This window comes from Anoxybacillus sp. ST70, assembly GCF_019553625.1.
GTDB lineage: Bacteria > Bacillota > Bacilli > Bacillales > Anoxybacillaceae > Anoxybacillus > Anoxybacillus gonensis.
The window spans coordinates 1-25,803 of record NZ_JAHZOF010000006.1 but is presented as its reverse complement, the minus strand read 5'-3'; the positions used below and the strand labels follow the sequence as shown (position 1 = coordinate 25,803).

At 38.3% G+C, this 25,803-nt stretch carries 28 protein-coding genes and 1 tRNA gene; 27 read left to right on the top strand and 2 right to left on the bottom strand.

Features of this window, described 5'->3' with window-relative positions; translation table 11 throughout:
* The first annotated feature begins 43 nt into the window (after window positions 1-43).
* Entirely contained in the window at window positions 44-1,459 is a 1,416-nt protein-coding gene (locus K1I43_RS09325; protein WP_026011674.1) for an alanine/glycine:cation symporter family protein, read from the top strand.
* 24 nt (window positions 1,460-1,483) lie between these two features.
* Here K1I43_RS09325 and K1I43_RS09320 read toward each other — a convergent pair whose 3' ends face one another.
* Entirely contained in the window at window positions 1,484-2,737 is a 1,254-nt protein-coding gene (locus K1I43_RS09320; protein WP_019417688.1) for a two-component system sensor histidine kinase NtrB, read from the bottom strand.
* Window positions 2,738-2,906: 169 nt separating this feature from the next.
* On the opposite strand from K1I43_RS09320, the gene K1I43_RS09315 reads away from it, so the two are divergent.
* The 20 genes from K1I43_RS09315 to K1I43_RS09220 all read left to right on the top strand — a co-directional run bounded on the left by K1I43_RS09315 (window position 2,907) and on the right by K1I43_RS09220 (window position 20,404).
* Complete coding sequence (locus K1I43_RS09315) at window positions 2,907-3,113, top strand: YuzF family protein (protein ID WP_009361266.1); 207 nt, start codon at window positions 2,907-2,909, stop codon at window positions 3,111-3,113.
* Window positions 3,114-3,130: 17 nt separating this feature from the next.
* A complete protein-coding gene (locus K1I43_RS09310; RefSeq protein ID WP_026011673.1) occupies window positions 3,131-4,027 on the top strand; it encodes a manganese catalase family protein in 897 nt (298 codons plus the stop codon).
* A gap of 166 nt (window positions 4,028-4,193) precedes the next feature.
* The gene (ilvA, locus tag K1I43_RS09305) at window positions 4,194-5,402 is read left to right on the top strand and encodes a threonine ammonia-lyase (protein ID WP_019417686.1); all 1,209 of its coding nucleotides are present in this window, start codon (window positions 4,194-4,196) and stop codon (window positions 5,400-5,402) included.
* 112 nt (window positions 5,403-5,514) lie between these two features.
* Window positions 5,515-5,718 carry a hypothetical protein gene (locus tag K1I43_RS09300; RefSeq protein WP_009361263.1) on the top strand — a complete coding sequence of 68 codons (204 nt, stop codon included), beginning with the start codon at window positions 5,515-5,517 and terminating at the stop codon, window positions 5,716-5,718.
* A 14-nt stretch (window positions 5,719-5,732) separates the two neighbouring features.
* Window positions 5,733-5,942 (top strand): DUF6501 family protein, encoded by a 210-nt coding sequence (locus tag K1I43_RS09295; protein WP_006318546.1) that lies wholly within the window; start codon window positions 5,733-5,735, stop codon window positions 5,940-5,942.
* 102 nt (window positions 5,943-6,044) lie between these two features.
* Window positions 6,045-6,713, top strand: a complete 669-nt coding sequence (locus K1I43_RS09290; RefSeq protein ID WP_019417685.1) for a nitrous oxide reductase accessory protein NosL — start codon at window positions 6,045-6,047, stop codon at window positions 6,711-6,713.
* A gap of 112 nt (window positions 6,714-6,825) precedes the next feature.
* Window positions 6,826-7,221, top strand: coding sequence for a GntR family transcriptional regulator (locus tag K1I43_RS15940; RefSeq protein WP_019417684.1), 396 nt, complete (start codon window positions 6,826-6,828; stop codon window positions 7,219-7,221).
* Complete coding sequence (locus tag K1I43_RS09280; RefSeq protein ID WP_019417683.1) at window positions 7,208-8,107, top strand: ABC transporter ATP-binding protein; 900 nt, start codon at window positions 7,208-7,210, stop codon at window positions 8,105-8,107. Before K1I43_RS15940 ends, K1I43_RS09280 begins: the two co-directional genes overlap by 14 nt.
* Window positions 8,082-9,989, top strand: a complete 1,908-nt coding sequence (locus K1I43_RS09275; protein WP_019417682.1) for a DUF6449 domain-containing protein — start codon at window positions 8,082-8,084, stop codon at window positions 9,987-9,989. Before K1I43_RS09280 ends, K1I43_RS09275 begins: the two co-directional genes overlap by 26 nt.
* A 101-nt stretch (window positions 9,990-10,090) precedes the next feature.
* Window positions 10,091-12,556: a U32 family peptidase gene (locus K1I43_RS09270; protein ID WP_019417681.1), complete on the top strand. Its 2,466-nt coding sequence runs from the start codon at window positions 10,091-10,093 to the stop codon at window positions 12,554-12,556.
* Window positions 12,557-12,638: 82 nt separating this feature from the next.
* Window positions 12,639-13,199: a thioredoxin family protein gene (locus tag K1I43_RS09265; protein WP_026011672.1), complete on the top strand. Its 561-nt coding sequence runs from the start codon at window positions 12,639-12,641 to the stop codon at window positions 13,197-13,199.
* A 189-nt stretch (window positions 13,200-13,388) separates the two neighbouring features.
* Window positions 13,389-13,589 (top strand): cold-shock protein, encoded by a 201-nt coding sequence (locus K1I43_RS09260; protein ID WP_003398700.1) that lies wholly within the window; start codon window positions 13,389-13,391, stop codon window positions 13,587-13,589.
* A gap of 271 nt (window positions 13,590-13,860) precedes the next feature.
* On the top strand, window positions 13,861-15,222 hold the full coding sequence (gene glnA / locus K1I43_RS09255; protein ID WP_019417680.1) for a type I glutamate--ammonia ligase: 1,362 nt from the start codon (window positions 13,861-13,863) through the stop codon (window positions 15,220-15,222).
* Between the two features lie 99 nt (window positions 15,223-15,321).
* Window positions 15,322-16,113, top strand: a complete 792-nt coding sequence (locus K1I43_RS09250; RefSeq protein ID WP_026011671.1) for an SGNH/GDSL hydrolase family protein — start codon at window positions 15,322-15,324, stop codon at window positions 16,111-16,113.
* Window positions 16,113-17,024 (top strand): ABC transporter ATP-binding protein, encoded by a 912-nt coding sequence (locus tag K1I43_RS09245; protein WP_019417679.1) that lies wholly within the window; start codon window positions 16,113-16,115, stop codon window positions 17,022-17,024. Before K1I43_RS09250 ends, K1I43_RS09245 begins: the two co-directional genes overlap by 1 nt.
* Window positions 17,017-17,997 carry an ABC transporter permease gene (locus K1I43_RS09240; RefSeq protein WP_019417678.1) on the top strand — a complete coding sequence of 327 codons (981 nt, stop codon included), beginning with the start codon at window positions 17,017-17,019 and terminating at the stop codon, window positions 17,995-17,997. The genes K1I43_RS09245 and K1I43_RS09240 overlap by 8 nt, the downstream gene beginning before the upstream one ends.
* Entirely contained in the window at window positions 17,997-18,629 is a 633-nt protein-coding gene (locus K1I43_RS09235; RefSeq protein WP_009361254.1) for an NUDIX hydrolase, read from the top strand. The genes K1I43_RS09240 and K1I43_RS09235 overlap by 1 nt, the downstream gene beginning before the upstream one ends.
* Window positions 18,630-18,631: 2 nt before the next feature.
* Window positions 18,632-19,591, top strand: coding sequence for an MBL fold metallo-hydrolase (locus K1I43_RS09230; RefSeq protein ID WP_019417676.1), 960 nt, complete (start codon window positions 18,632-18,634; stop codon window positions 19,589-19,591).
* Window positions 19,592-19,642: 51 nt separating this feature from the next.
* A tRNA-Ser gene (locus K1I43_RS09225) sits at window positions 19,643-19,735 on the top strand.
* 72 nt (window positions 19,736-19,807) lie between these two features.
* Window positions 19,808-20,404, top strand: coding sequence for a ribonuclease H1 domain-containing protein (locus tag K1I43_RS09220; protein WP_019417675.1), 597 nt, complete (start codon window positions 19,808-19,810; stop codon window positions 20,402-20,404).
* Window positions 20,405-20,417: 13 nt separating this feature from the next.
* On the opposite strand, the gene K1I43_RS09215 is transcribed toward K1I43_RS09220, so the two are convergent.
* Window positions 20,418-21,338 (bottom strand): CobW family GTP-binding protein, encoded by a 921-nt coding sequence (locus K1I43_RS09215; RefSeq protein WP_026011670.1) that lies wholly within the window; start codon window positions 21,336-21,338, stop codon window positions 20,418-20,420.
* Window positions 21,339-21,788: 450 nt separating this feature from the next.
* Between K1I43_RS09215 and K1I43_RS09210 the strand changes: the two genes are divergently transcribed.
* The 6 genes from K1I43_RS09210 (at window position 21,789) to K1I43_RS09185 (ending at window position 25,621) form a co-directional block, all read left to right on the top strand.
* Complete coding sequence (locus K1I43_RS09210) at window positions 21,789-21,929, top strand: YrzI family small protein (RefSeq protein WP_009361250.1); 141 nt, start codon at window positions 21,789-21,791, stop codon at window positions 21,927-21,929.
* 207 nt (window positions 21,930-22,136) lie between these two features.
* Entirely contained in the window at window positions 22,137-22,466 is a 330-nt protein-coding gene (locus K1I43_RS09205) for an ArsR/SmtB family transcription factor (protein WP_019417673.1), read from the top strand.
* An 18-nt stretch (window positions 22,467-22,484) separates the two neighbouring features.
* Window positions 22,485-23,783 carry an arsenic transporter gene (locus tag K1I43_RS09200; RefSeq protein ID WP_019417672.1) on the top strand — a complete coding sequence of 433 codons (1,299 nt, stop codon included), beginning with the start codon at window positions 22,485-22,487 and terminating at the stop codon, window positions 23,781-23,783.
* Between the two features lie 15 nt (window positions 23,784-23,798).
* Window positions 23,799-24,215: an arsenate reductase (thioredoxin) gene (arsC, locus tag K1I43_RS09195; protein WP_019417671.1), complete on the top strand. Its 417-nt coding sequence runs from the start codon at window positions 23,799-23,801 to the stop codon at window positions 24,213-24,215.
* Window positions 24,216-24,378: 163 nt separating this feature from the next.
* Window positions 24,379-25,311, top strand: a complete 933-nt coding sequence (locus K1I43_RS09190; protein ID WP_019417670.1) for a DMT family transporter — start codon at window positions 24,379-24,381, stop codon at window positions 25,309-25,311.
* A 37-nt stretch (window positions 25,312-25,348) separates the two neighbouring features.
* Window positions 25,349-25,621 (top strand): EamA family transporter, encoded by a 273-nt coding sequence (locus tag K1I43_RS09185; protein WP_019417669.1) that lies wholly within the window; start codon window positions 25,349-25,351, stop codon window positions 25,619-25,621.
* Window positions 25,622-25,803 lie beyond the last annotated feature (182 nt).

Below are 25,803 nucleotides of genomic sequence, written 5' to 3'. Positions count from 1 at the left end.
AAAAGTCGTTTTTTTATTATAAACATCAGGTGAGGTGACGAGCATGCAATTATTACAAACGGTCGTATCATTTTTAAACAACATATTATGGTCGTATGTTCTTATCGCTCTTTTAATTGTCGTCGGATTGTATTTTACATTCCGTACAAAATTTGTTCAATTTCGTTATTTTGGTGAAATGTTTCGAGTCATTACAGAGGCACCAGAAAAAACAGGTGCGATTTCGTCGCTCCAAGCGTTTTTTATGAGCACAGCATCTCGTGTCGGAACAGGTAACTTAGCAGGTGTTGCGTTAGCGATTTCCGTTGGCGGACCTGGTGCGGTATTTTGGATGTGGCTGATCGCTTTAATTGGTGGGGCATCAAGTTTTGTGGAAAGCACACTTGCCCAAATTTATAAAGTGAAAGATGGAAACGGTTATCGTGGCGGTCCGGCATATTATATTGAGCAAGGATTGAAAAAACGTTGGCTCGGTATACTGTTTGCTATTTTAATTACGTTCTCATTCGGTCTTGTATTTAACTCTGTTCAAGCGAATACGATTACATTTGCATTTGAGCATGCGTTCCAAATGGACCGTACAGTGATCGGTATTGTACTTACTATTTTAACTGCCTTTATCATTTTTGGTGGTGTGCATCGTGTAGCGAAGGCATCATCTATTATCGTTCCAGTGATGGCGAGTTTGTATTTATTGATTGCGTTTTATGTTGTTTTAACGAACATGACGGAGTTGCCAGCAGTATTTTCTCTAATTTTTAAAAATGCATTTGGTATTGAACAAGCAGTTGGTGGAGGATTTGGCGCGGCCATCATGATGGGAATTAAGCGCGGATTATTCTCGAATGAAGCTGGAATGGGTAGTGCCCCGAACGCGGCAGCGACAGCAGAAGTTTCCCATCCAGTAAAACAAGGTCTCATTCAAACATTAGGTGTATTTGTTGATACGTTAGTTGTTTGTAGTGCGACAGCATTTATGATTTTACTATCAGGCGATTATATGAAAGAAGGGCTTGATGGAATTACTTTAACACAAACGGCATTGAGTACGCATATTGGTGAATGGGCAAAAGGATTTGTTGCAGTCAGTGTATTTTTATTTGCATATAGTTCAATTATCGGAAACTATTATTACGGCGAAACAAATATTGAATTTATTCGCTCAAGCAAAGCATCATTGCTCGTATATCGACTTGCGGTATTAGCGATGGTCATTTGGGGCTCTGTATCGAGCATCCAAATTGTTTGGGACTTAGCGGATTTATTTATGGCGTTTATGGTTATCGTGAACTTAGTTTCGATTTTCTTACTTGGTCGAGTCGCTTTCGCGGCATTACAAGACTATATTACGCAACGAAAACAAGGAAAAAATCCGGTATTTTATGCACGGAATATTGGTGTAGATCATCAAGTGCAATGTTGGAAAGAAAAACAAACAGAATGGAAAAAAGAGGCGTAAAAATGAGGCTGCAATCAAGCAGCCTCATTTTTTTAAATAAGCGGGTAATTCAATTATAAAACATGAACCATTCCCGAATTCGCTTTGAACACGCATCGAGCCTTTATGCAATTCAATAATTTTTCGTGACAAAGATAAACCAAGACCTGTTCCCGTCGGCTTTGTCGAAAAAAACGGATCGAAAACGTGATGAATAATGGTAGAAGGGATACCAGGCCCATTATCGCGCACATAAATTTGAACGAGATTATTGTGCAATTTCGTTTCAATGTCTACCCGTAACGATTTTTCCGTTTTTGCTTCAATCGCATTGCGAAATAAGTTAATAAACACTTGCAATAGTTGATTTTTGTCAATGTTAACAACGTATCGTTGTAGTTTTTCATCTAAATGATACGAAAGCTCTACGTTATGAAGAAGCGCTTCACTTCGTAACAAAAGATCTAAATCATGTCGAATAAATTCGTTTATTCCAATCCATTCTGCTTTTACTTCACTTGGTTTTGCAACGTTTAAAAAATCTGTAATAATATCATTTGCTCGATCAAGTTCTGGGATGAGAAGTTGATCAATGAGAGTAACGATATGTTTAGGCAGTTGTTCTTTTAAAAACTGTAAATATCCTCGTACTGTCGTTAAAGGATTTCGAATTTCGTGGGCAATCCCTGCCGCAATCCGGCCGGCGATCGCCAGTTTTTCTGCTTCTTTTATTTGATTTAGCGATTGAAACATACTAATTACGCGTTTAATTGACCCATCTTCGTTATATAAAATGCGCGTATTAATGATGCCATAATATCGATCGAGCACTTCACAATTGTAAAGAGGTTGCTTTGTCCGCAACGTTTTTAACGTCATAATTTGTTCATCAGGAATGTTTAACAATTCGCGAATATGTTTACCGATCATTTCATCGCGATTTACCCCGACATCGTTTGCTGCCTGTAAATTACATAATGTAATTTTTCCTTCAGCATCCACGAAAACGATATGGTGAGAAACAAGATCAAAAATAGGTGATAAAAACTGTTCCACTTGTTCAAATGGATAGTCTTTTTGCAAATCAATATTCCATTGCAAAATAGATGTTTTGTTTTTTTCCTTCTCTATTGTTTCAACCGTTGGGGAAGGAATATTTCTTTCTTTTTTTATTATTTTTCCAAGTTCGTAATCAACGTATGAAAACGGAAAAGAAATGTGTTCCACAAAGCGTTTATATAAGCGTATTTCTTCTTCAAGCTCATTTATTTTTTGCTTTAGTTGTTCATGACTTTCCATCCTTCTAACTCCTTATTTCACTATTCCTATGTTGAAGTTTAACGCAAAATGAACGGCTCGGCTAGTATGTAAATAAAATTTTATAAAACTATGTTCTAAATGAAAAATGTGATAAACAACAAGATATGAGAATAAGATGGGAAAGAATAAACGAGAAGGAGGAAGGAAAATGACACCTCAGTTTATGTCTTTCATCGATCCTTATGTTTATCAAACCTTGCAAACGATTAGAGGAAAAGAAGTCATCATTGAAACGGTGCGCGGAAATGTGCAAGGCATTATTCAAGATGTGAAGCCTGATCATATTGTATTAAAAAGTAACGACACCCTCTTTTTTGTCCGCATTCAGCAAATCGTTTGGATTATGCCGAAATAAAAAAAGGAGGGGACTCAATGTTTACAAGAATAAACAAGCTTCAAATTGAGTTGCCAAAATCTACGTATGCAGACGCTAATGCAGCAGCGGCCGTTCAAGAGTTACTCGGTGGAAAATTTGGAGAAATGTCAACGTTAAACAATTACTTGTTTCAGTCATTCAATTTTCGGGAAAAGAAAAAATTGAAGCCTTTTTACGATTTAGTTGCAAGTATTACCGCAGAAGAATTAGGTCATGTCGAGCTCGTTACAACAGCTATAAACTTATGCTTAACAGGAACCACACATGAAGGCGCTCCTGATATTACACCCATGCAAAACGGGGTAGATCAACGAAATACGTATCATTTTATTGCAACGGCACAAACAGCATTGCCTGGAGATTCGATGGGAAAATCGTGGTCAGGTGACTACGTGTTCAATAGTGGAAATTTAGTGTTAGATTTATTGCACAATTTCTTTTTAGAGTGTGGAGCACGTACACATAAAATGAGAGTATATGAGATGACCGATCATCCAGTCGCACGAGAAATGATCGGCTATTTACTTGTCCGAGGAGGTGTGCACGTCATCGCTTATGCCAAAGCACTTCAAATTGTTACAGGGGTGGATGTCACAAAAATGTTGCCGATTCCGAATTTAAGTAACGATAAATTTGATGCGGCAAAAAAGTACGAGGCGCAAGGGTGGCATAGAAGACTATATACGTTTAGCGAACATGATTTTCAAGATGTTAAACAAATTTGGAAAGGAACACATCCGCTTGATGGAGGACAACTCGAGGTCATTCAAGGGACGCCATCAGGTGCACCGATTCCAGATTTAGAAGCAGTGGAGGAAACATTTGCCCCCGGCATTTCATACGAGGACTTTCTTGAAATTGCTAAGCGCCTTCAAAAATCAGCCGGTTTGTAAAATAAGCTATGCTATGCGCATAGCATTTTTTTTGGGTTCATTTTTATAATAAAACTATGTTCTAAATAATCAATGTAAAACAAAAAAGAGAAAGAAACAAGAGACAATTGCTTGCACCTCTTCAAATCAAATATAATAAAAAGGACACAAAGGAGGATGAAAACCATTGATTACGCTACAACATATTCAAGAAGCTCAACAACGAATGAAAGCGGTCGTTCATAAAACCCCCCTTGAATTTTCACAAACATTTAGTCGTTTATCGAATAATCGTGTATACATGAAGTTAGAAAATTTACAGAAAACAGGTTCATTTAAAGTACGCGGATCTTACAACAAAATTATGTTGTTAAGTGATGAAGAAAAAAGCCGGGGAGTTATCGCTGCTTCAGCCGGTAATCATGCACAAGGGGTAGCTTATTCAAGTAGAATGATCGGTATTCCATGCACAATTGTCATGCCTAAAGGGGCACCATTAAGTAAAATTCAAGCGACACAAAGTTACGGCGCAAATGTGATTTTATATGGGGATGTGTTTGATGAGTCGTTAGAATACGCCAGAAACCTCCAACAAAAAACAGGAGCGACGTTTGTTCATCCTTTTGACGATCCAGCTGTCATTGCTGGACAAGGAACAATCGGGCTAGAATTATTTGAACAACTAGACGATATTGACGCAGTGATTTGCCCGGTTGGAGGTGGGGGATTGCTAGCTGGTATAGCGATTGCGATGAAACAAAAAAATCCAGCTATTCGTGTATACGGCGTGGAATCTGCTGCTTGCGCGAGCACAACAGCAGCTAAACAACATAATCAACCGATTGTCATTACGCCATCCAATACGATTGCGGACGGCATTGCTGTGAAACGAATTGGAGATTTAACTTTTTCATACATACAAAAATATGTTGATGATATTGTTTGCGTAGAAGAAACAGATATTTCACGGACGATGTTATATTTGCTCGAGCGAAATAAATTGCTTGTTGAAGGGTCTGCGGCTTGCTCACTAGCAGCCTTATTGTATAAAAAAATCCCACTTGAAGGAAAAAATGTTGTAGCCATTTTAAGTGGTGGAAATGTCGATGTCACACTCATTTCAAGAATTATTGAACGAGGGCTCGTTGAATCAGGACGATTCGTCACATTTTCGACAGTCATTTCTGACAAACCAGGGCAGTTAAATAAATTGTTGCGAATTATCGCAGATTTAGAAGCGAACGTCATGTCCATTGATCATCAACGAATGGGCACAAATGTTCTTCCAGGGCAAGCAGAAATTCGATTTTCCCTTGAAACAAAAAATAGCGAGCATATTGATCAAATTCAGCGTGTATTGATCGAATCTGGATACATGATCCGCCGACTAGACTAAACATGTAATTTGTAAATTTTCTTCCTTTGCGTAAAACAATGCTTTTAAACTGATTTATTTTTTACTATTATTAAATTAAATAAATGATTGTCACTAAAGGTGGGGAGAATAAATGAAGCAAATAGAGTTTTTTATCGTTCCGCATCCAAGAGGACCTGTGCGAGTAGATGTATATAAAAAAAATGGATCATACGAAGCGCATGCTAAGTTTAAAGATGTGGCGACAGCGCAAGCGAGCGGAAACGATAAACATTTTGCGGTATTACAAGCGCTACATGAACTTGCTAAATTTTTAAATAAATATAAAGGATCTTGAAGGAGGAATCAATGATGATTCATTTAAACTGGCATGAAAGACCAACGATAAAAACGGTTGTGTGCAACCATACAAATGCTGAAAAATACATTGTACATAACGTATTAACACCTGGAAAAGAGTATGAAGTGAAAAATGAAACGGATGATTTTTATTTTATTATTGATAACCGTGGAAAAGTTGGGGGATATTATAAGCATTATTTTACAGAAAAAGCGGTGTAATGCCGCTTTTTTTCATTTTCTACACAACCTTCTCAAATAAATTTCACAATTATGTACTATACTAGCTTACGGATTGAATGAAAATGAGGGGGATCGTTAGTAATGAAAAAATGGATCGTACTGTTAATCGCTGCACTTTTCTTCGCTCTAGCAGGATGTAACAACAATCAAGCGGAGGAAAAGAAAGAAGAAACAAAACAAGCAGAGGAAAAACAAACAGAACAAAACAAGGAACAGTCAAATGAAGAAGATGTATTTGCGAAAGCAGCAATGGCTGAACCTGATGAAAACACTGTATGTGTGTTTTGTAACATGAAAGTATATCCAAAAGAACATGAACTCGGCAAATTTACAGCGAAATCTGCGACAGAAAACGGTGACGTCTTGTTTTTTGATGACATCGGATGTTTATTTAACTATGAGCGCGATCACGGTGAAGCTGCAAAGAAATATGTACGCGATTACAACACATTAGAATGGATTGAATTACAAAACGCGACAGTGGTGAAAGCTGACATTAAGACACCAATGAACTATGGATATGCGTTTTTTGCGAAGAAAGAAGATGCTGAACAGTTTGTAAGTGAACAACCGAATGCAACGATTGTATCTTGGGAAGATGTTGATCAAGTTGCTCATGAGCGTTATATGAAAAAGAAACAAATGATGCAAAATAAAAATGATGGACAAGGTCACGGTCATGGCGACAATATGCAACAAGATGGTCATCAAGATGGAAATATGAACAACGATGGACACAGCCATAATTAAAAAGCTGCCTTTTGGGCGGCTTTTTAATTTTTTTAGAAACTATTTACAACAACTGTATTATTTAATATAATACAGTTGTTACAGTTAGCACAGGTAGGGAGGAGGTGGCGATGTGTTTGATCTTGATTTACGAAGCCGAAAACCGATTTATGAACAGCTTATAGAAAAAATGAAAGAAATGATCATTCATGATGTGTTAAAACCAAATGAGCAACTACCGTCTGTTCGCTTGCTAGCGAAACAATTAACGATTAATCCAAATACGATTCAAAAAGCATATCGAGAATTAGAAAGAGAAGGGTACATTTACTCTATTCCCGGGAAAGGGAGTTTTGTCGCTAATAAAAAAAAGGCCATTTACGATGAAAAAGTAAAACAGCTAGAAGAAAGTATATTCAAACTATGTCAAGAAGCATTTTATATCGGGGTAAAAAAAGAACATATTTTTTCGATTGTGGAACGTGCACAAAGCACGATGCGAGGAGGAGAGGAACTTGATTCAAATTAATCATGTAAGCAAGCGATTTGGAGAATTAGAGGCGATTAAAGATGTGACATTTTCCGTCCCAAAAGGGTCGATTTATGGATTACTTGGATCAAATGGTGCTGGAAAAACAACACTGATGAAAATGATTGCAGGTATTTATAAACAAGACAAAGGAACGATTACTATTGATGGTGAGCCGATTTTCGAAAACATCAAGCAAAAAGAACGAATCATTTTTTTACCTGATGCACTCTATTTCTTCCCACATACAACAATTCGACAAATGGCTGACTTTTATCGTCATATATATCCAAAATGGAACGAAGAACGTTTCCGCAACATGCAAGAACTATTCCCAATTGACGTAAACAAAAAAATTCACCGCATGTCAAAAGGAATGCAGCGACAAGTTGCATTTTGGTTAGCATTTTCTACTATGCCTGATGTGCTTATTTTAGACGAACCACTTGATGGGCTAGATGCTGTCATGAGACAAAAAGTGAAAAACATTTTATTTCAGGACGTAGCGGAACGGGAAATGACTGTTGTTATTTCCTCGCACAACTTATTTGAAGTAGAAGATTTATGTGACCGTATTGGCATGTTACACCACGGTTCGTTCATCATTGAAAAAGAGCTAGATAATTTAAAAACCAATATTCATAAAGTCCAAGTGGCATTTCATGGGCAAGCTCCTTCTTCTTTTTTTCAACACATGGATGTTGTTTATCAAGAACAGCGTGGTAGCGTTTTACTTTGTATTGTTCGTGGAAAAGAGGAAGAGATCATTGCACATATTCAAAAGCATGAACCAATTTTGTTTGATTTATTACCATTAACGTTAGAAGAAATATTTATTTATGAAATGGGGGAACAAGGATATGCCATTGAAAACATTCTTGTTTAATCGTGGAATATTTACTCAAATTGTTCGCAACGTCGGTTGGGTCTCACTTATTTATTTCATCGGTTTACTTTTTGCTTTGCCTATTCATATTTTTATGATGAGCGAAAACAAAGATTGGCTTATGCATCATCAAACAGGGCGCATATTCGATATTGGAAGTATCATTCAGTTTGCCCTGATGTTCACACTCCCTATTTTACTCGCTATTTTTTTATTTCGTTATATGCAAGTGAAGCGATCAGCTGACCACATGCATAGTCTGCCAATCAAACGGGAGGTGCTGTTTCTTCAACATATTGTTGTTGGAATGATTATTTTAATCGTGCCCATCACAATCGTTGCAATATGTTTAATCGTCATGAAGCCGTTCCTTCCGGTTCCTTTATATTCATTTAAACATGTAGCTATTTGGTTTGTTAGTACCGTCGCGATGAATTTATTATTATTTTCTGGAGCTGTGTTTGTCGGAATGCTTACTGGCATGTCCATTTTGCAAGGCATGTTTGCTTACATTCTCTTTTTCTTCCCTGCTGGAATATTTATTTTACTTATATTTAATTTGAAATATTTTTTGTACGGCTTTGCATACGAATATTATTTATCTTCTAGCTTGAATGAGATGATTCCTTTTATTCAAGCACTAAATTGGGAGACAGAACGAATCCAACCGCTCGAAATATTGATATATGCTGTGCTGACTTTTATTTTTTATGGACTTAGTGTATGGTTGTACAAAAAACGACATATTGAAATGGCAACAGATGCGATTGTCTTTCGCCCACTCCGCCCGGTATTTACATACGGTTTCACGTTTTGTGTCATGCTTGTCGGTGGAGCATATTTTGGACAGATGCAACAAAAGATGAGTTGGGTGATTTTTGGATACGTATTTTCATCATTATTTGGTTACATCATCGCCCGCATGATTTTAGCAAAAACGTGGCGTGTATTTAGTCGTTGGAAAGAATACATCGGATATGTGGTATTTATCAGTATCGTTGGTTTATTATTTACATTTGATCTATTTGGATATAAGACGTATCAACCGTCATTAAACGAAATTGAACGAGCATATTTCGGTGACCACATATACTTTTTGGAAAACGATGAAATAGACGAGGAAAACGCCTTTTACTACGAAAAGGAAAATATTAGAAATATTTATTTATTTCATCAACACCTTATTGAACAACGAACATATCCAGTTAACGATAGACGTAATGTTGTTATCGGCTATGACTTAAAAAATGGAAAACGAATCGTTCGCGAATATACTGTTCCAACGAATTTATACAATCAATTTTATAAGCCGATTTTTAATTCCATTGAGTTCAAAAAGAATCATTATCCGATTTTACGTAAGACGAATTTTAAAGATGTCTTACAAATCAGAGTTGGTTCAGAAGATAAAGTCGTTCGCTTGCAAGATCGTGCTGATATTGAATCATTTTTAGCAGTCTTACAACAACAACTTTTACACGAAACGTTTGATGAAACAACAATAAATCGCAGTTGGGGTACAATTAGTATTTTGTATGAAAAATACGAAGAACAAGGAATAGAATGGAGAAAATCGTACCATCTGATTGAACAATGGCTACAAGATCGCGGTTTATTACAACAAGCGAGAGTGACAGCTGATGATATTGCTGAAATCAAAATTATTAAAAACACAAAACAAGTTCCACAGTATGACTGGACACCTGAAATGATTGAGAGAGAAAAAGCAACAATGGTCATTCACGATAAAGAAAAGATTGAACAATGCTTACAAATGGCTACTTGGAGAGAAGGAGATTATATTTTAGGTATTTACTATAAAAATGGTCGTATTGACATTCAAGCGTTTTCAAAAGATTTTGTTCCTCCATTTGTTCATTAAAAGACCTGTACGTTCAGGTCTTTTTTTCTTTGTTGGCAAACGAGGAGGATATTCGGTAATATATTGTTGTTCATGATAAAAAATAGAGAGGTTGACTAGCTGTGAGAAAAATTGAACTGTTAGCGCCAGCGGGAGATTGGGATTGTCTTCGTGCCGCTGTTGCCAATGGAGCAGACGCCGTTTATTTTGGTGTGGATAAATATAATGCACGTGTACGGGCGAAAAACTTTCGTATGGAAGAATTAAAAGATGTGATGGCTTATTTGCATAAATACAATGTTCGTGGATATGTTACTTTTAATATTTTAGTGTTTGAAAATGAGCTAGAAGAAGCAAAACAGCTCGTTGAAGCATGTATAGATGCAGGAGTAGATGCACTGATCGTCCAAGATTTAGGACTTGTGAAACTCATCCGCGATTTGTCGCCTGATTTTCCGATTCACGGATCAACACAAATGACCGTTACATCTCCAGAAGCTGTTGAATTTCTAAAGCCTTACCATTTAGAAGTCGTTGTACTTGGTCGTGAAAATAATTTAACACATATTCAAAAAATTGCTGAGAAAACGAACGTTCCTTTAGAGGTATTTGTTCACGGAGCACTTTGTGTATCATATTCCGGGCAATGTTTAACGTCAGAAATGTGGGGTGGGCGTTCAGCGAATCGCGGAGAATGCGCTCAAGCTTGTCGTCTTCCATACGATTTAATCGTTGATGGCGAGCAAAAAGAAATGGGAAACGTGGCTTATTTACTTTCGCCAAAAGATTTAGCTGCTCTTGATCTCGTTCCAGAACTCATTGAAGCAGGAGTAAGTACGTTTAAAATCGAAGGGCGATTAAAGTCACCAGAATATGTAGCGAATGTTGTCAGCAAATACCGAAAAGCTATTGATGAATATTTAGCAGGACGCCATTATACTCCTTCAACAGAAGAAATACGTGAGCTACAACAAAGCTTTAGTCGAGGATTTACACATGGCTTTTTAAAAGGAACAAACAACAAACAGCTTGTTGATGGAACATTCCCGAAAAGCCGTGGTGTATTTCTTGGAACGGTCAAAAAAGTATTAAAAGACGGTGTTTTATGTGAACTGCAAGCCCCATTAAAACGTGGGGATGGCATCGTATTTGATGCAGGCCGTCCAGAAGAAAAAGAAGAAGGCGGCCGCGTATACGATTTACGAAAACACGGGAAAAAAGTGGAGGGGGAAGTGGAAAAAGGTCTTGTTGAAATTGTCCCTGGTCGACATGACGTCAATTTAACGCGCGTGCGTGTCGGAGATCGCATTTGGAAAACGAGCGATCAAGAGCTTGATCGTCGTTTGCGTAAAACATTTGAAACCGAGCGGCCATATCAGTTGTTTCCTCTAACTGTGCATGTGTACGGTGAAACAGGAAAACCGCTCATTTCAACTTGGCGCGATGAAACGACAGGAAATGAAGTAATCGTTCAATCAGAGCAAATGTTAGATGTTGCGCAAAAGCGTCCGCTCACATTAGATTTTATAAAAGAGCAATTCGGGAGATTAGGCGGAACAATTTTTGAATTACAAGACGTTTATATGCATATCACAGGTAATGTTATTCTTCCGGTTAAAGAATTAAACCGAATAAGAAGACAAGCCGTTGAACAGCTTATTGAAAAGCGACAACGTCCGCGGCTATACATCAAGCAAGCCGTTGATTTAACATCTTCTTATCGACAAAAACAACGAGCAGAGAACCCTTCTTTAATGGCGCTTTGTCGTACGCTCGAACAAGTCGAAGCGGCATGTGATACAGATGTAGAAATGGTGTATGCGGATTTCGAATTTACAACCGATTATCCGAAAGCTGTGCAGATTGCACGAGCAACAAACAAACCGATCGCTTTAGCTACCACGCGCATTCATATGCCTGGGGAAAATGGAATTTTAAGAGGGATTTTAAAAGCTGAACCAGATGCCATTTTAGTTCGTAGTTTAGGAGCGGTGCAGTATTATACGGATCAATCAATAGAACAAACGTTAATTGGAGATTTTTCGCTTAACATCTCAAATCATCTAGCTGCACAGTTGTTTTTATCTCGAGGGCTCGATCGGATTACTCCTTCATACGATTTAAATATTCAACAAATGATTGATTTACTTGAAGCAGCACCAACAGAACATATGGAAATTGTTATTCATCAACATTTACCGATGTTTCACACTGAACATTGTGTATACTGTACATTTTTAAGTGAAGGAACCGATTTTACGAACTGCGGACGACCATGTGAAAAACATCGCGTATCGTTGCGTGACCGTATTGACATGCTTCATCCTGTTCGTGTGGATATCGGCTGCCGAAATACAGTGTACAATGCCATTGAACAATCTGGGGCAGAATATATTCCACACTTTTTATCCCTTGGTGTTCGCTCGTATCGTGTCGAGTTTTTGGAAGAGTCAGCGAAAAAAGTAGAAGAAGTCATCACATTATATCGCGAAGCGCTCGAAGGCGAACGGAGCGGAACAAGCGTATGGCGCACATTAAAAGCCATTAATCAACTCGGCGTTACACGAGGACAGCTAATCAAAAAATAAGCGGGCTCAAGCTCGCTTATTTTTTGTTATTTGTACATTTTGCTATAATAGTAAATGAACGAAAAAAGAAAGGGTGATTTGTATGCCAGCTGTTGAATCAAATATGTTTCCACTAGGAGAGAAAGCTCCATCGTTTGAACTTGTCAACGTGATCAACGGACAAATCGTTCGATTAGAAGACGTCAAATCGGATATTGCAACAGTAATCATGTTCATTTGCAATCATTGCCCATTTGTTAAACATGTTCAAGAGGAGCTTGTCCGTCTCGCCAACGATTATCAACCAAAAGGGATTTCATTTATTGCCATTAACTCAAATGATGTAGAAAAATATCCAGATGATTCGCCAGAAAAAATGAAAGAGGTAGCCGAACAGTTTGGATATCCGTTTCCGTATTTATTTGACGAAACACAAGAAGTAGCAAAAGCATATCAAGCTGCATGCACGCCAGACTTTTACATATTCAACGGTGCATTACAATGTGTTTACCGTGGTCAACTCGATGATTCACGACCAAGTAACGGAATCCCAGTTACTGGATCTTCTGTTCGTACCGCTTTAGATGCATTGCTTTTAGGGAAACCTGTTCCGAAAGAACAGAAGCCAAGCATCGGTTGCAGCATCAAATGGAAAGAAAAATAAAAAAACATTTGACATTTTTATTTCAAGCCTATATACTTAAGAAGTACCATTTCGTTCGTTATATCAATGATCGTTATAAGCTGCACCTTTGTCAGGTTCATCTTATAAGGACTTGGCGAAAGTGTAGCTTTTGTTTTATGAGTAATGAAACGGTGGTCAATTTTTAAAATTGTTTTGGAGGAATTTCACATGAACACAGGTAAAGTAAAATGGTTTAACGCAGAAAAAGGTTTTGGATTCATTGAGACGGACGGAGGTACAGACGTATTCGTTCACTTCACAGCGATCCAAGGTACTGGATTCAAAACGTTGGAAGAAGGCGAAAAAGTAACATTTGACATCGTGAATGGCAACCGTGGGCCGCAAGCGGCAAACGTCCAAAAAGCATAAATAGTCAAACGTACGGGGTCTCGCTTTTCGTGAGATCCCGTTTTTATATGCAACGAAACAAATTCTCACTGGCGCAGCTTCGGAGCTGCAAGGACGGAAGAGAGGTAGGGTTTCCGTCGTTTTTGTTTGTTCAACACGCTCTTGATGAGCGTGTATTTTTTTAAATAAAAATACAGAAAATTTGATAAAAAAACTATTGAAAAATGATGAATGATTCCATATAATAAACTCATGTTATAAAACTATACATAAGAATGTGAGGTAATGTAACATGAGTGAACTTCTCGTCTCTGAACAAACAAACACTTCGACGCTTGAACAAATTAAAGAAATCATCAAACAAAAACATGTGGAACTATTACATTTACAATTTGTTGATCTTGAAGGTGTTTTAAAGCACGTCACAGTGACAGCAGAACAACTAGATGATGTAGTAGAAGGAAAAATAATGTTTGATGGATCTTCTATTAAAGGTTTTTCCCCAATCAATCGCTCAGACTTATATTTACTCCCTGATTTACAAACATTTGCAGTACTACCATGGACAGTAGAAGAGGGGTATGCAGAAGCACGTTTTCTTTGCTCTGTGATGAATCCAGACGGAACGTTATTTGACGGCGATCCACGTAACGTATTGAAAAAAACAGTTGAACGAGCGAAACAAAAAGGATATACGATCTCCGTTGGCCCTGAATTAGAGTTTTTCTTGTTTAAAACGGATGAAAATGGGAATCCGACAACAACACCACAAGATAACGGCGGCTATTTTGAGCCATCACCAAAAGATCTCGGGGAACGAGTTCGCTTAGACATTTATCGTGCATTAAAAGCAATGGGATTTACGATTGAGGCTTCGCATCATGAAGTGGCTGAAGGTCAACATGAAATTAACTTTAAATATGCAGATGCGCTCAGTTCCGCTGACAATGCCACAACATATAAATGGGTTGTAAAAACGATTGCTAAAAAATACGGATTGCATGCCACATTTATGCCAAAACCGATTTTCGGTATTAACGGTTCAGGTATGCACGTAAACATTTCGCTATTTAAAGATGGAGAAAATGCGTTTTTTGATCCAGCGGATGACAATCAATTATCTGAAACGGCATATCAATTTATTGCCGGTTTATTGCACAACGTAAAAAGTTTCGCAGCCATTACGAATCCATTAGTCAACTCGTATAAACGTCTCGTCCCGGGATATGAAGCGCCTTGTTATATTGCGTGGTCGGCATCGAACCGCTCCGCATTAATTCGCATCCCTGCAAAACGAGGATTGGCAACACGCGTTGAGCTTCGTTGTCCAGATCCATCTGCCAATCCGTATTTAGCATTTGCAGTTATTGCTGAGGCAGGGCTTGATGGAGTAGAAAAAGAGCTCACTTGCCCAGCACCAATCGACGAAGATATTTTCCATATGACGAATGAACGTCGTAAAGAGCTTCGTATTGAAAACCTTCCAGGTAGTTTAGGGAAAGCGATTGAAGAATTAGAAAACGGAACGATTGGACGTCATACATTAGGTGACCATGTATTTAACGAATATATCGCAATGAAAAAGAACGAATGGGATAGCTATCGGACAGCTGTTCATGCTTGGGAGATTGAACATTATCAAGCAAAATTTTAAAAGCGGGCGATTGTGCTCGCTTTTTTGCATGTTTTCATTATGTGTTTAAACAACAAATCGTTTATGATGATACATAGAACATAACGAAAGGGTGGTATTGTGTCTAAACGAATCATCGGAATGATTGTAACGATTTGTGCCGCAACAACAGTGCTATGGACGATCGGTTTAATCGTCACTATTCAAGATCAATTTTTTTACGAAGCCTCCTCAATAAAACAACCAAAGCAAACAACGGCAAACACAAAGAAAAACGATGCGCTTTTCATTGTCGCACTTGGCGATTCATTAACGCGCGGGACGGGAGATGAGACAGGAAAAGGATATGTTGGCTATGTTGTAGATGAACTAAAAAAACGGACAAATCAACATGTCCAATTCACCAATTTAGCCATTAAAGGGCAACGATCTGCGCAATTGATTAGCCAACTGAAACAAAAAGAAGTGCAGCGGCAATTAAAAGCAGCTGACATGATTTTAATGACGATCGGAGGAAACGACTTATTTCGCGGTGGTGAAGCATTGAGAGACTTATCCACTACGCAATTAGAAAAAGAAAAAGAGAAATTTGTCCAGCAGCTACGTACGATTTTTCAGCTTGTTCGCACAGTAAACAACGATGCGCCCGTATTTTATATTGCTTTATATAATCCGTTCAATGATTTAGATAATGGGAAAGAAACATCTGCCGTTGTACGTAGTTGGAATTATGCAGCATCTGAAGTAGCAGCCGACTATCAATCCATTATTTGTGTGCCGACATATGACTTGTTTGAACTGCAAGTAAACGACTATTTATATACAGATAAATTTCATCCTAATAAAGAAGGATATAAACGAATCGGTGAACGTGTTGCCTCACTTATTACGTTAACGAAAGGAGAAGAATAATGGAAGAAACGTTAGTTGTACAACATGTACGAAAAACAATCGGAAAAAAAGAAATTATTAAAGGACTTTCGTTTTCGTTAAAAAAAGGGGAAGTGTTCGGCTTCTTAGGTCCAAACGGCGCAGGAAAAACAACGACTATTCGCATGCTCGTCGGATTAATTCGACCGACAGCTGGAACGATTTCAATTTGCGGCTATGATTTACAAAAACAATTTACAAAAGCGATCCAACATATAGGGTGTATCGTTGAAAACCCTGAACTTTATCCGTATTTAAGCGGTTGGGAAAATCTTGAACACTTCGCAAGAATGGTTCCAGGAATTACAGCTCATCGCATTCAAGAAGTGGTTGAACTCGTCGGTCTACAAAATCGGATCCATGATCTTGTTCGTACGTATTCGCTCGGCATGCGTCAACGCCTCGGTATTGCGCAAGCGCTACTTGGAAAACCGACGGTGCTTATTTTAGACGAACCAACAAACGGTTTAGATCCTGTCGGCATTCGTGAAATGAGACAGTTTATTCGCTCGCTTGCTGAAAAAGAACAGTTAAGTGTGCTCGTCTCATCGCATTTATTGAGTGAAATACAACTCATGTGTGACCGTGTGGCGATTATGTCTAAAGGAGAGATTATTCGTATTGATACGGTCGAACATTTGCTACAAGAACAAGCTCGGACATATTGGAGCGTTGATCCGGTAGATAAAGCAAAACAAATACTACAAAATGAAACGACTGTGCTTGGTGAAAAAGATGGAGCGCTCGTGACAATGTATGAATCAAACGAAACGATTGCGCGTTGCAATGCTCGTTTAATTGAAGCAGGAGTATATGTCAGTGGAATTGAACGCAAACTTCCAACACTAGAAGACTTATTTATTGAATTAACGGGAGGGGAAACGATTGATTAATCTTGTATACAATGAAATGTTAAAAATTGTTCGTAAAAAACGCTTGTTTATTATCGCAGCGATCGTTGCTGTTCTTGTTAGCTTATTTACATACGCGCAATTTAAACAAATCGAAACGATTCGAGAACGGATCGGAACGACAGATTGGCGTACACAGCTACAACAACAAATCATCGACACACAAAACCGCTTAAACTCAACAGGAATTTCTGAGGAGTGGAAAAAGTTTCTTAAAATCCGTTTACAGCAACAACAATATTATTTAGACAACAATATTAATCCAATGGCACCCGGTGCTCCAACATTTATGCGCATGTTTATTGAAAACTCCATTGAGTTATTTTTACCGCTTCTCGTTATGGTCATTGCAGCTGATCTCGTTTCGTCAGAAGCAAGCGGCGGAACAATCAAGCTGCTGTTGACACGTCCAGTGAAACGATGGAAAGTTTTAATGAGCAAATATATAGCGTTGATTTTATCTACGTCGTTTATCGTATTTTCTGTCGCTCTATTATCATACGCTATCTCTGGCATTGTATTTGGATATGGTGGATGGAATTTGCCGCTTTTAACAGGATTTTCGATTCAAGGCGAAGAATTAAATACAACAACTGTTCATCTTATTGCCCAATGGAAATACTTGCTTATTGAATTCGGGCTCGCTTTTTTTGTTTCGCTCGTCGTCGGTACACTTACGTTTATGTTATCCGTGTTAATACGTAGTACAGCCGCAGTGATGGGAATTATGCTAGCTGCTCTTATTTCAGGTGCAATTTTATCAAGTATGGTATCATCGTGGGAGTCTGCAAAATATTTGTTTATGGTAAATTTACGACTCACAAGTTACATTAGTGGAATGGCGCCACCGATTGATGGGATGACACTTTCTTTTTCAATGACTGTACTCGCCATTTGGGCGCTTGGTGCACTAATCGTTTCGTTTTACGTATTTACGAAAAGGGATGTTTACTAATGGAAAAAATGATTTATACGGCAATGGATGCATTACGACACCGAACACCAACAATTATGGATTTCGACAAATTTGCTACATATGCTGTTCTTCTTCCACTTATCCGTCAACACGATGACGTGTTTGTTTTATTTGAAGTACGTTCATTTCAATTGCGTCGACAGCCCGGTGAAATTTGTTTTCCGGGTGGAAAAATGGATCCGTGTGATCAAAATCCACAAGAAACAGCCATTCGGGAAACATGTGAAGAGTTGGGGATTGAAACAGAACATATTACACATGTCGTTCCACTTGATTATGTGCTTTCACCATTTGGGATGGTCATTTATCCGTTTGTTGCATTTGTGAATAACGCACACATGCAAATTAATAAAAAAGAAGTGGAAGATGTATTTACCGTCCCGTTATCTTTTTTTATTGAAACGAAGCCACAAATATATCGTGTTCAATTCGAACCAAAGCCTGAAGACGATTTTCCATTTGACGATATTCCTGGAGGAAGACAGTATAATTGGCGACCAAGGCAAATAGAAGAACATTTTTATTACTACAAAGACAAAGTCATTTGGGGATTAACCGCAAAAATTGTTTATCATTTCGCTAGACTTATTGAACAGACGAGGGGAGAATAAGTATGGGACAACCTGTTGATTTAGGATTTGGCATTTCACTTATTGATTTATATGATCTACAAACTGCCCAACGAACAGGAGCGTATGTTTTTCATGAAGAAGAAGTGACAATTATTGAAACAAGTGCGAGCCCGTCTATCCCGCATTTACTTAAAGGACTAGAGGCACTCTCTATTGATTTACACGATGTAAAAAATATTATCGTTACACATATTCATTTAGATCATGCTGGTGGAGCTGGATTATTATTAAAACATTGTCCAAATGCTCGCGTATTTGTTCATCCAAAGGGGATGCGCCATTTGGTCGATCCATCTCGTCTCATTGAAGGGGCAAAAGCCGTTTATGGTGAATCGTTTGATGCTTTATTTGACCCGATTGTTCCCATTCCTGAAGAGCGATTAATTGTAAAAGAAGATGGGGAAACGTTACAAATCGGAAAAAATCGTACATTAACGTTTCTTCATACACCAGGGCATGCAAATCACCATTTCTCTATTTATGATCAAAAAAGTAACGGCATTTTTACAGGCGATACAGCCGGTGTCTTTTATCCTCAATTGCTTTCGTATGGTGTAGAGTTATACCTGCCGTCTACATCGCCAAATCAATTTGATCCCGAGGCGATGCGCGCATCGATTGAAAGATTTATGACGTTGCGTCCAGAGCGAATATATTTTGGTCATTTTGGTATGTCAACACATACACAAGTAGTTTGGGATCAACTTCATTACTGGTTACCGCTCTTTGTACAAATCGGTCATGAGATTGTAAATGAGCAAATGAATCAATCGTTTACAGAAAAAACAGAGGCTGTTTCCAATCGTTTATTTGATCATATCCAAACATTTTTGCGCAAACAGCAAGTACCTGATGATGCTGATGTATATAAAATACTTCAACTCGATTTACAAGTGTGTGCAATGGGTCTTGTTGACTATATGGAGAAACAAAAAAGGTAATTGACGAAAAATCATGTTTTCGCTATAATTTCTTTGGCACCCCACTGATACGGAGGAGTACCCAAGTCCGGCTGAAGGGGTCGGTCTCGAAAACCGATAGGGGTGTCAAAGCCCGCGGGGGTTCGAATCCCCCCTCCTCCGCCATATCTCCTCTTTTATTCCTTCTTTGTAATCTTCAACTTTGTTTCTTTATTTCAATTGCGAGGATGTGACAATTTGAAAAAATATTATGTCGTTTGGGAAGGGACGAAAACAGGCATTTTTTCTTCTTGGGACGAGTGTAAACCGTACGTCATTGGCGTTCCAGGGGCAAAATATCGCTCATTTTCATCGAAAGAAGAAGCAGAACAAGCATTTGCGTCTGGTCCGTTTGTAAACCGAACGAAAAAAAATAAAGTGCTTGCAACGAACTATGTAGAGGAAAGTATTTGCGTAGATGCGGCATGTAGCGGAAATCCAGGATGGATGGAGTATCGAGGAGTACATACGAAAACAGGGAAAGAGTTGTTTCATGTTGGACCGATGATCGGAACAAATAACATTGGGGAGTTTTTAGCCATTGTCCACGCATTAGCATGGTTACAACAACAAAACAAAAGTTTGCCGATTTATTCTGATTCGGCAACAGCTATAAAATGGGTAAAAGGAAAAAAAGCAAATACAACGCTCGTTCGCAACGCTGAAACAGAACGTGTCTGGCAACTTGTTGAACGTGCTGAAGCGTGGCTGCGCACGCACCATTATACAAATGAAATTATGAAATGGGAAACCGAGCAATGGGGAGAAATTAAAGCAGACTTTGGACGAAAGTAAAAGGAGAGGGATATTAACCTTCTCCTTTTTGCATGTCATCGAGTTGTTGTTTTAATTTTTGTTTATCCAATTGTTCACCGATCATGACAAAATGTAACGGGACATTCATTTCCTCTTTCATATAAAGCGGTGTGCCGTATGCATACTGAAAGGAATAAACTCCACTTGTATGAGTAAAGCGTAAAAATCCTTTCATGCGGTAAATAGTATCAGGAAGTTGTCGTACCCAGTGTTCGAACACGTCTAAATCAATTGGACTTGTAAATGTATGTACGTATGTTTGAATGCGTAGTCTTTCGATATTCATTCGCTCATGCTCGTTTCTCATCCGCTTCGATAACAAATGAATATCTTCCATTCGCACATTAGAAAACGTTGTGAAAATTGTGCGCGCCTCGCTGTTGATCGTTTGTAATTCAAACGATAATTTCGCTTGTTCATCCGGACGTAATATATCTGTCTTATTGACAATTAATACATCCGCGTGACGAACTTGTTCTTTTAACAACATTTGCAGGGGAATGGAGAGTTGTTGACGATTCATCCAACGTGTTGCGTCGATTGTCGTAATAATCCCCCCCATTTGAATGCGACCAGCAAACAATGGCGACATACACGCATCGAGTACTTCAACAGGATGTGCTACCCCTGTCGTTTCAATATAAATGACATCTAACTCATGTTTTTGAAGGAGGGAATAAAGCTCTACTTCAAATTGATCTTGAATGGTGCAACATACACAGCCGCTTAATAATTCGCTTAACACAGCATCTTCTAAAACGGCATGCGAATCAATAGATACTTGACCGATTTCATTCATTACCACAGCCACTTTCCGTCCACGCTCGTTTTCATTTTGTAGTAGTCGCTTTAATAATGTCGTTTTACCACTTCCGAGAAATCCAGATAAGATGTATATGTCTGTATGTTTCATAAAGTTCTCCTTTCTACATGTTCTTTTTTGATCATAGTCAAAAGTAATGCATAGCACAAGAAAAATATATCGTGCATCGATGGGCAATTTGCTTAAAAGAGAAAAAATGATGCATCTGTCCTTGCATACCTTTTGTTTTCTTTCATATACATATCTTTGTAATCTTTTTGGAAAAATTTTTATCATCTATTTACAAACTTATCTTATCATGTATATAATTTACTATATCCAATCATTTGAAAAGGAGGGAAGGACCATGACGACAATGACAGTAGCATATTGCACAATCGAACAAAGAAAGACTGGTCCAACCTTCCCGTGTGAAGATCATTGATCTTTTCATAAGCGCTCACATGCCGCAAGGAAGGTACTGTTCCTTGCGGCTTTTATTTTCAGTCCGCAAAGGGATCTTCTCTTGCGGATTTTTTATTGAAAGGAGGTGAGCAAGCGATGAAGTTTCATTTATTTTTCTTAACGATTTCTATTCAACGACGAATATGGACGGCTGAAGAAATAAAGCAAGAACAGCTCATTCATCAACTTGAAGAAGAGATGATGGATCGAAAATGTTCAATGTACCAATTGTTTTAATTTGGAAAACAAACACATGTTGAAGGGGGAATGAAAAATGAAACAACAACGCTCGAAAACAAATGTGACTTGGACGGTAGATGACGATTAGTTTTACGCGACAAGAGTTGATCTCTTATAGATCAGCTCTTTTTTCTTTACAAAATCTTTACTTGTTCATATAAGTATATGATTATATAATGATTAACGGATGAAGGAGGGAGGTATATGTATCACGAAGAAGTTGCAAATATGTTAAAGTTACTAGGCGATAAGACTAGACTGATGATTATCAGTATATTGAACGAAACAGACTGCTGTGTATGTGAGCTTGTTGACATGTTACAAATGAGCCAGCCAGCCATTAGTCAACATTTACGAAAATTAAAAGACAACGGTTTAGTAAAAGAATCAAAAAAAGCGCAGTGGGTATTTTATTCACTAAATAAAAAACATGAGTTTTATCCAATGATGCAAAGCATTTTTGCTTATTTGCCAGATCCAAAAGAGCGCATTCGTCCACTTGAGGAAAAAGGAATGCGTATGCAGTGTGAATAAAAAGAGAGGAGTGGTTTTTTGCTTTCCGTTATTCTTGCATCACTGATTTTTCTTATTACCCTCGTTTTTGTCATTTGGCAACCGCGCAATTTATCCATTGGTTGGTCTGCCTGCGGGGGCGCCTTATTAGCGTTGCTTGTTGGAGTCGTTGATTTCCAAGATGTTATAGATGTAACAAACATTGTTTGGAATGCGACGCTTGCTTTTATTGCGATCATTATCATTTCTTTAATTTTAGATGAAATTGGTTTTTTCGAATGGGCAGCGTTACATATGGCGCGTGCGGCTAAAGGAAATGGGATGAACATGTTTATATTCGTCTCTATTCTCGGCGCACTTGTGGCAGCGTTTTTCGCAAACGACGGCGCTGCACTCATCTTAACACCGATTGTATTAGCCATGGTACGTGCATTGCAGTTTGATGAACGAAACGTATTGCCATTCATCTTAGCAAGTGGATTTATTGCAGACACAACATCTTTGCCACTTATTGTAAGCAATCTTGTCAATATTGTCTCTGCGGACTTCTTCCATATTAGCTTTGCTGAGTACGCATCGCGTATGATTGTACCAAACTTTTTCTCGCTCGCAGCGAGCATCGGGGTACTTTACTTATATTTTCGAAAAGACATTCCGAAACGTTATGATTTATCGCATGTCAAACAACCATACGAAGCGATTAAAGACGTGCGCATGTTTCGATTGTCTTGGATCGTTCTTGCGGTTTTATTAGTCGGTTATTTTGTCGGTGAATTTGTAAATATCCCTGTTTCGTTTATTGCTGGTGCTGTCGCGTTATTGTTTTTATGGATGGGAAGACGTAGTCCGGCTGTACATGTGAAACAAATATTAAAGGGGGCGCCATGGGCTGTCGTCTTTTTCTCGATCGGGATGTATGTTGTTGTCTACGGATTACGTAACGTCGGATTAACGAACATTCTAGCTGATATGATCGAAGCGGCTGCGAATCAAGGGCTGTTTATGGCGACGATTGCCATGGGATTTATCGCAGCTATCTTATCATCTGTCATGAATAATATGCCAACCGTCATGATTGATGCGCTAGCGATAGCTGATACGAATACGACGGGAATCATTCGGGAAGCGCTGATTTATGCAAATGTGATTGGCTCAGACTTAGGACCGAAAATTACACCGATCGGTTCGCTCGCCACACTTCTTTGGTTACATGTGCTTTCAACAAAAGGAGTAAAAATCACGTGGGGCACTTATTTTAAAAATGGTTTAATTTTAACCATCCCAACGTTATTTATTACTCTCGTTGGGTTATATATATGGTTACTTATTATTCATTAAAAGGAGTCGATTGAGATGAAAAAAGTAATTTATTTCTTATGTACAGGGAACTCTTGCCGTAGCCAAATGGCAGAAGGATGGGCAAAAAAATATCTCGGCGATGAATGGGAAGTATATAGTGCTGGCATTGAGGCCCACGGTTTAAATCCGAACGCAGTCAAAGCGATGAAAGAAGTAGGGATCGATATTTCAAATCAAACATCAGACGTTATCAATGAAGATATTTTAAACAGAGCCGATTTAGTCGTTACATTATGTGGACATGCGGCTGATCATTGTCCAGTCACACCACCGCATGTCAAACGTGTTCATTGGGGGTTTGACGATCCTGCAAAAGCAGAAGGAACAGAAGAAGAAAAATGGGCTGTCTTCCAACGCGTCCGTGATGAAATTGGTGCACGAATTAAACGATTTGCCGAAACAGGAGAATAAGAGGAAAAACAAGAAGCCGGAAGGAAACGTCCCGGCTTCTTTTCTTAATATAACGAAAATATATTGTTTTCAGATAAAAAAGAGCATAAAATGATTAAAGTATAGTTTTCCTTTTATCCACCCTAAAAGATATATATTTTACGAATAAGGGAGAGATGTTTTTGTGTCAGTAAAAAATATAAAAACGTATATTCTTTTGTTTTTAACTGCTACGATTTGGGGTGGTGCCTTTGTTGCTGGAAAAGTAGCAACGACGACTTTACATCCTGTGTCAGTTGCTTTTTTTCGCTTTTTCGGTGCTAGTTTGATTTTGTTTCCATTACTGTACTGGAAAGAACCGAATAGACCAACTCCGACGAGAAAAGATTGGATCGTGTTAGCGCTCCTCGGTTTAACGGGAGTGTTTTTATACAACATTTTCTTTTTTATAGCTACAAAATATGCACCAATTGTTAAAAGCTCATTAGTCATTGCAGTCAATGCTCCGTTGATTACATTGTTGTCTGCACTATTTTTGAAGGAAAAATTGAACGGAAGAAGTATATTTGGTATGTTGCTCGCTGTATTTGGAGCGGTATATATTATTACAAATGGTCATCCGTCCGTACTTATCGAAATTGGTGTTGCTCCGATCGATCTCGTGCTAGCAGGGGCATGTCTCAGCTGGAGTACATACTCTGTTATCGGAAAAGTGGCAATGAAAACATATAGTCCGCTCGCAGCAACAACGTACGCAACAGGTTTTGGAACGTTATTTTTAGCACCGTTTGCGCTATACTATACTTCCTTTGCATCTGTCAAAATGAGTGGATGGGATGTGTGGTTAAGCGTTTTATACGTTGCTGTTGTCGTTTCGGCTATCAGCTTCGTTTGGTGGTATAATGGTATTCAAAAGGTGGGAGCTTCAACCGCTTCGGTTTTCATTAATGTGATGCCTATTTCTGCTACGGTGATGGGAACGATCTTTTTTAATGAACATTTATCAATGACCCATATCGTTGGAGCGGCGTTTGTATTTAGCGGTATTTTGTTTAACATTTACAGCAAACAAGAAAAAGCGATGTTCCCCATCATCAAAAAAGGAGCGAACATATGATCTCGTGAAAAATGATTACATTTGAGGTGTAAGGAACATGTGGAAAGGATATGGACTTATATTGTTATCGGCAACAGGATTTGCGTTTATTCCCATTTTTGCATTATACGCATACGACAGCGGTGTCACTGTGACGACCTTGTTGTTTTTACGTTTTGCATTGGCTGCGCTCTTCTTTTTTCTGTACTTATGGTTAAAAGAAAAAAACTGGAAGGTTTCGCGGTCACATCTATTGTATTTATTTTTACTAGGTGGCATTTTCTATATGATGCAATCTTCTTTTTATGACTTTAGCCGAGAACACTCGTGACTTCAGTCATGAGATGAATCGGCTTTTTAAACAAATGACATATGTCGATGTATGGTTTGATTTAAAATGCTTGTTTTAAAAGGAATTGACTTTAAAACTCCTCTGATATATGTTGCGCTATTATTGAGGTGAACCACATGGCAGAAGTGAAACGTGGCAGAGGATATGTGTACTCCATTCAA

What these genes read in the sequence shown, in the direction of transcription:
- K1I43_RS09325 (WP_026011674.1), top strand. Translation starts at nt 44, where the DNA reads ATGCAATTATTACAAACGGTCGTATCATTTTTAAACAACATATTATGG.
- K1I43_RS09320 (WP_019417688.1), bottom strand. Translation starts at nt 2,737, where the DNA reads ATGGAAAGTCATGAACAACTAAAGCAAAAAATAAATGAGCTTGAAGAA.
- K1I43_RS09315 (WP_009361266.1), top strand. Translation starts at nt 2,907, where the DNA reads ATGACACCTCAGTTTATGTCTTTCATCGATCCTTATGTTTATCAAACC.
- K1I43_RS09310 (WP_026011673.1), top strand. Translation starts at nt 3,131, where the DNA reads ATGTTTACAAGAATAAACAAGCTTCAAATTGAGTTGCCAAAATCTACG.
- K1I43_RS09300 (WP_009361263.1), top strand. Translation starts at nt 5,515, where the DNA reads ATGAAGCAAATAGAGTTTTTTATCGTTCCGCATCCAAGAGGACCTGTG.
- K1I43_RS09295 (WP_006318546.1), top strand. Translation starts at nt 5,733, where the DNA reads ATGATTCATTTAAACTGGCATGAAAGACCAACGATAAAAACGGTTGTG.
- K1I43_RS09290 (WP_019417685.1), top strand. Translation starts at nt 6,045, where the DNA reads ATGAAAAAATGGATCGTACTGTTAATCGCTGCACTTTTCTTCGCTCTA.
- K1I43_RS09275 (WP_019417682.1), top strand. Translation starts at nt 8,082, where the DNA reads ATGCCATTGAAAACATTCTTGTTTAATCGTGGAATATTTACTCAAATT.
- K1I43_RS09265 (WP_026011672.1), top strand. Translation starts at nt 12,639, where the DNA reads ATGCCAGCTGTTGAATCAAATATGTTTCCACTAGGAGAGAAAGCTCCA.
- K1I43_RS09260 (WP_003398700.1), top strand. Translation starts at nt 13,389, where the DNA reads ATGAACACAGGTAAAGTAAAATGGTTTAACGCAGAAAAAGGTTTTGGA.
- glnA (WP_019417680.1), top strand. Translation starts at nt 13,861, where the DNA reads ATGAGTGAACTTCTCGTCTCTGAACAAACAAACACTTCGACGCTTGAA.
- K1I43_RS09245 (WP_019417679.1), top strand. Translation starts at nt 16,113, where the DNA reads ATGGAAGAAACGTTAGTTGTACAACATGTACGAAAAACAATCGGAAAA.
- K1I43_RS09235 (WP_009361254.1), top strand. Translation starts at nt 17,997, where the DNA reads ATGGAAAAAATGATTTATACGGCAATGGATGCATTACGACACCGAACA.
- K1I43_RS09230 (WP_019417676.1), top strand. Translation starts at nt 18,632, where the DNA reads ATGGGACAACCTGTTGATTTAGGATTTGGCATTTCACTTATTGATTTA.
- K1I43_RS09215 (WP_026011670.1), bottom strand. Translation starts at nt 21,338, where the DNA reads ATGAAACATACAGACATATACATCTTATCTGGATTTCTCGGAAGTGGT.
- K1I43_RS09210 (WP_009361250.1), top strand. Translation starts at nt 21,789, where the DNA reads ATGAAGTTTCATTTATTTTTCTTAACGATTTCTATTCAACGACGAATA.
- K1I43_RS09205 (WP_019417673.1), top strand. Translation starts at nt 22,137, where the DNA reads ATGTATCACGAAGAAGTTGCAAATATGTTAAAGTTACTAGGCGATAAG.
- arsC (WP_019417671.1), top strand. Translation starts at nt 23,799, where the DNA reads ATGAAAAAAGTAATTTATTTCTTATGTACAGGGAACTCTTGCCGTAGC.
- K1I43_RS09185 (WP_019417669.1), top strand. Translation starts at nt 25,349, where the DNA reads ATGTGGAAAGGATATGGACTTATATTGTTATCGGCAACAGGATTTGCG.